The organism is Novosphingobium naphthalenivorans NBRC 102051 (genome assembly GCF_001590985.1).
GTDB classification, from domain to species: Bacteria; Pseudomonadota; Alphaproteobacteria; order Sphingomonadales; family Sphingomonadaceae; genus Novosphingobium; species Novosphingobium naphthalenivorans.
On sequence record NZ_BCTX01000155.1, the window covers coordinates 1 to 4738 of the forward strand.

At 60.8% G+C, this 4738-nt stretch carries 5 protein-coding genes; all 5 read left to right on the plus strand.

Annotation, left to right across the window (positions count from 1 at the left end):
- Positions 1 to 493 precede the first annotated feature (493 nt).
- Positions 494 to 2317, plus strand: a complete 1824-nt coding sequence (locus NN5_RS24135) for a PAS domain-containing sensor histidine kinase (RefSeq protein WP_021243106.1) — start codon at positions 494 to 496, stop codon at positions 2315 to 2317.
- The gene (locus NN5_RS24140) at positions 2307 to 2921 is read left to right on the plus strand and encodes a response regulator transcription factor (RefSeq protein ID WP_021243105.1); all 615 of its coding nucleotides are present in this window, start codon (positions 2307 to 2309) and stop codon (positions 2919 to 2921) included. Before NN5_RS24135 ends, NN5_RS24140 begins: the two co-directional genes overlap by 11 nt.
- Before the next feature lie 62 nt (positions 2922 to 2983).
- Positions 2984 to 3415 carry a response regulator transcription factor gene (locus NN5_RS24145; RefSeq protein ID WP_021690815.1) on the plus strand — a complete coding sequence of 144 codons (432 nt, stop codon included), beginning with the start codon at positions 2984 to 2986 and terminating at the stop codon, positions 3413 to 3415.
- Between the two features lie 47 nt (positions 3416 to 3462).
- Entirely contained in the window at positions 3463 to 3873 is a 411-nt protein-coding gene (locus NN5_RS24150) for a group II truncated hemoglobin (RefSeq protein ID WP_013846847.1), read from the plus strand.
- Positions 3874 to 3904: 31 nt separating this feature from the next.
- On the plus strand, positions 3905 to 4738 hold an 834-nt coding region (locus NN5_RS24155; RefSeq protein WP_067739150.1), incomplete at its 3' end, for a zinc-binding alcohol dehydrogenase family protein.

Here is a 4738-nt window from a genome sequence, read left to right on the forward strand (position 1 = left end):
GGGGATGGCCGATGAATCAGGCCAACAGCGATCCGGCCCTCGAGCGAGGAGGAGGCTATGCGGTTGCCTGGGTGGGCTCTATCCGGAAAGTTACTGAGGGGCGTTTGGGGCGCTCACCATCTCACAATGGACCCGCGGGTCCATTGGTTCAGGTAGCAGCGCGCAAGTTGCACGGATGATGACAATCCGAAGAGCCCGGCCTAAAGAACGCCGACGGTTTGAAGCTCGTGGATGCGACGGTCTGGACATGTTTCCAGCGCTGAACTCCAAAGCAAGTAACATCATCGTTGAGATGGTTGCCAATTTTAATGGATCGCACGAGGCGCTGTTGATAGGCTTGAGACAGAAAGGGGTATCAGCGCTTGCTGCTTCCTTCTGACGACGAAGAGGCAGAGTCATCATTAAAACCGCTCCGCGATCCGGGAAATTCCTCCATTCATGGCAAGCGGGTGCCATTGCGCCACTGGTTGACCGTTCGATCCATGCCCGGCTTTTGACCGCGTCCCTCGCGGGACTGGCTATCGCCGTCATCGCGGTGGTCACACGATGGCAGCTTGGCCGGCAGATCGACGAGAGCGTTCATTATTTCGTCTCTCTCGGCGTGGCCGGTATGGTGCTCGTGGCGCTCAGGCCGGATATCGTGGTGTTGGCGGGCGTCACGCTCGTTACCCTTACGACGCTCGCAATCGTTGACGGTTGGCCGACCGTGGCAGAACAGTGGGTTGCCCTGTTCCTGTTTCTCGCCGCCATGGCTCTGCTTTGGCGGAATCACCATCGTACTCTCTCACGCGCTCGCGATCTCGCGGACGGGACGAGGATGCTGGCCGCAGAACTGAACCTGCTCATCGATGGGGCGGAAGATTATGCGATCTATATGCTCGATGCTGAAGGGCGGGTCACGATCTGGAACGGGGGCGCCGAGCGTCTGAAAGGCTGGACAGAGGTCGAGATGGCCGGCCAGCTTACAGATCGGTTTTATCCGGCCGATGTCGTCGCCAGCGGCAAGCCGACGTCCTTGCTTGCCGAAGCACAACACCGTGGCAAGATCGAGATCGACGAGTGGCAGATTCGTAAGGATGGCAGTGAGTTTCTGGCTCACATTTCCATCACCGCGTTGAAAAAACCCGACGGATCGTTGGGCGGTTTCGCGACAGTTGTCCACGACATCACCGACCAGCGAGCAACGCTGAGCTCTCTTCGCAACAGTGAAGCGCATCTTCGTTCGATTTTGTCGACGGTCCCCGATGCAATGATCGTCATCGATGAAGGCGGCACGATGGTGTCGTTCAGCACGGCGGCCGAGCGTTTGTTCGGTTACACTCAGGAGGAAGTCCTGGGTTCCAATGTCAGCATGTTGATGCCCTCGCCTTATCGCGAACGCCATGACGGTTTTCTCGAGCGCTATCTGCGTACAGGAGAGCGGCGCATCATCGGGATCGGACGCGTGGTTTTTGCACTGCGAAAGGATGGGACGACCTTCCCGATGGAGTTGTCGGTTGGAGAAGCGGCCGGCGAGAGCCAGCGGCTGTTCACCGGCTTCATTCGCGATCTGACGGATCGCCAAAGGACACAGGAGCGGCTAGAGCAGCTTCAATCCGAACTGATCCACGTCGCGCGCGTCAGCGCGATGGGGACGATGGCGTCGACGCTCGCCCATGAGCTGAATCAGCCGATCACCGCCGTAGCCAACTATCTCGAAGCGGTCCGGGACCTGCTCGACCAGCCAGATCCCGATGATCTGCCCGACATCCGGGAGGCGCTGACAGACGCCGCGGGGGAAGCGATGCGCGCGGGTCATATCGTGCGCCGTTTGCGTGATTTCGTTGCCAGGGGGGAGGTCGAGAAGACTGTCGAGAACTTGCCTAACCTTATCAACGAAGCGGCTGCCTTCGGCCTGATGGGCGCGGGCGAGAAATCGATCGAAACCCGCATGGACATCGATCACGAAGCTGCGACGGTCCTCGTCGATAAGGTCCAGATCCAGCAGGTCCTCGTGAACTTGATCCGCAATGCGGTCGAGGCCATGAATGCGCGCGCCAGGCCTGTGCTCACCATCCGCACCGGTCCCGACCAGGCGGGTTTTGTGCGTGTCACGGTGTCCGATACCGGCACGGGAATGGCCCCCGAGGTCGCTGCCCAACTCTTCAAGGCCTTTGTCAGCACCAAGTCGGACGGCATGGGGTTGGGTCTTTCGATTTGTCGAACGATTGTCGAAGCCAATGGCGGGCGCATCTGGATGGAGCCTGCGGAAGGGGGCGGCACGCAATTCCATTTCACACTGGTCAGGGCAGATAGGGAGCAATCTTATGGAGGATAAGCGGATCGTCCACATCGTCGACGATGAAGATGCAATCCGTCGATCTGCCGGTTTCATGCTCAAGAAATCAGGTTTCTCGGTCGAAACCTGGTCCTCCGGTGTTGAATTTCTGAAAGACGTGAGGAACGCGGCCGAGGGCTGCATTCTCCTCGATGTGCGTATGCCTCAGATGGATGGGCTCGAAGTCCAAAAGGAATTGAACGAACGCGGTATCGCGATGCCCGTCATCATCCTGACTGGGCATGGCGATGTGTCGATCGCTGTAAGCGCGATGAAGGCCGGCGCAGTCGACTTCATCGAGAAACCGTTCGAGAAGGCGGTGTTGCTCGCGGCTATTGAAAGTGCCTTCGAACGGCTTGCCGACGTTGAAGGCAGGGCAACCCGCGCCGCCGACGCAACGATCCGCGTCGCCGCTCTGTCCGGGCGCGAACAGGATGTGCTCAAGGGGCTTGCGCGAGGACTGCCAAACAAGACGATCGCTTATGATCTTGGGATTTCGCCGCGCACCGTAGAGGTGCATCGCGCCAACCTCATGACCAAGCTGGGCGTTCGCAGCCTGTCGGAGGCGCTCCGTATCGCGTTTTCCGCGGGGATCACGGGCTGAGGATCGGGACACTTACGTAGCGACCCGGGGATCGTTTCCTGACATCGTCCGAGGGACCAGCAATGCCGCTGGGCCGATGGTGTGAGATGTCAGGCGAGAATATTGCGGCCCCGTTGCGGGAACGCCCGCGTCTTCTTCTGGTCGAGGATGACGCCGGTGTTCGCCGTTCACTGCAGCTTCTCTTTCGTGCGCAGGGTTTTGACGTCCGGGCCTATGCGGCTGGTGCGGCGCTTCTGGACGATCCGTTATCGGGGGATGCCTGCTGCTTCGTTGCTGATTTTCGATTGGAGCAGAGCGATGGCATCGAGGTGCTTTGCCGCCTGCGCGAACGTGGCTGGCCGGGTCCAGCCATACTCATCACCGCGTTCCCATCGGCCGAACTGACCGAGCGTGCCTTGGCGCAGGGGTTCGCCCATGTTCTGGAAAAGCCCCTGCGGGAACATGCGCTGACTGGCGCGCTTGCCAGGCTGACGGGCGTGGGAAAGCGCATTTGAAACGACGCTCGACCAAAAGGGAGTGCGCAGCATAACAGGAGAAACGTGTGACAGCAGCGGAACAGAAACAGCAGGCGCCCTATGATCTGGTTGGAGGGGCCGTCGTCGTCCGGAATATCGTAGACCGCTTCTATGATCTGATGGATCAGGAGGACGCCTATCGGGAGTTGCGTGCGCTACACGCCCCGGAGTTGGGGCCGATGCGCGTTTCGCTTGCCGGTTTTCTCAACGCATGGCTGGGCGGACCGCGAGATTGGTTTGATGATCACCCTGGCGTTTGCATGATGTCGGCCCATGCGCGCCTGCCGATCACTGGTGAGACAGCGGATCAGTGGTGTGACGCGATGCGCCGCGCCATCGCTGATTCGACGGTAGATCCTGCCCTGGGCGTCAAGATGGCCGAAGCCTTGTCGAACATGGCGCAGGGCATGGCGGCGCGTGCCGCGTCGGCAGCGTGACCCCGCGGCGCGAACAGGCGAAGAAATCACTATGACCGAGATGTTCGCGATGCAGCTCGAAGCGGTCGGCACGCCGCTGCGGCTCGTCGCGCGACAGGTTCCAACGCCTGGTCGAGGCGAGCTTCTCATCGAGGTCGCTGCTTGCGGCGTCTGCCGAACCGATCTGCATATCGTCGATGGGGAGATCGAATCCCGCCTCCCCATCGTTCCCGGGCACGAAATTGTCGGCATCGTTGTTGCGGCGGGGGAAGGGGTCGCCGATGTCGCGATCGGTGATCGCGTCGGCGTTCCCTGGCTCGGACATAGCTGCGGCCATTGCGACTATTGCCGAACAGGTCATGAAAATCTGTGCGATAGTCCCGCATTCACGGGATGCACCCGGGATGGCGGTTATGCGACCCATACGGTTGCGGACGCTCGCTTCTGCTTCAGGATACCCGACGCCTTTTCCAATGAAGAAGCCGCGCCCTTGCTGTGCGCCGGGCTGATCGGCTGGCGGTCCCTGCGCGCTGCGGGGGAGGGAACGCGGATCGGTCTCTACGGATTTGGCGCCGCCGCGCATATCATCGCCCAGATTGCGCTGTGGCAGGGCCGGGCGGTTTATGCCTTTACCAGGGCGGGAGACGACGAGGGACAGGCTTTTGCGCGATCACTCGGCTGCGCCTGGGCCGGATCATCGGAGGATGACCCGCCCGTGGAACTCGATGCGGCGATCCTCTTTGCCCCCGTCGGTGATCTTGTTCCGCGCGCGCTGCGTGCAATCCACAAGGGAGGCAGGGTGATCTGCGCAGGGATCCACATGAGCGACATTCCGTCGTTCCCCTATGCTGACCTCTGGGGTGAGCGAACCATTGCATCGGTGGCT

Coding starts and splice junctions, on each gene's coding strand:
- NN5_RS24140 (WP_021243105.1), top strand. CDS start 2,307: ATGGAGGATAAGCGGATCGTCCACATCGTCGACGATGAAGATGCAATC.
- NN5_RS24145 (WP_021690815.1), top strand. CDS start 2,984: ATGCCGCTGGGCCGATGGTGTGAGATGTCAGGCGAGAATATTGCGGCC.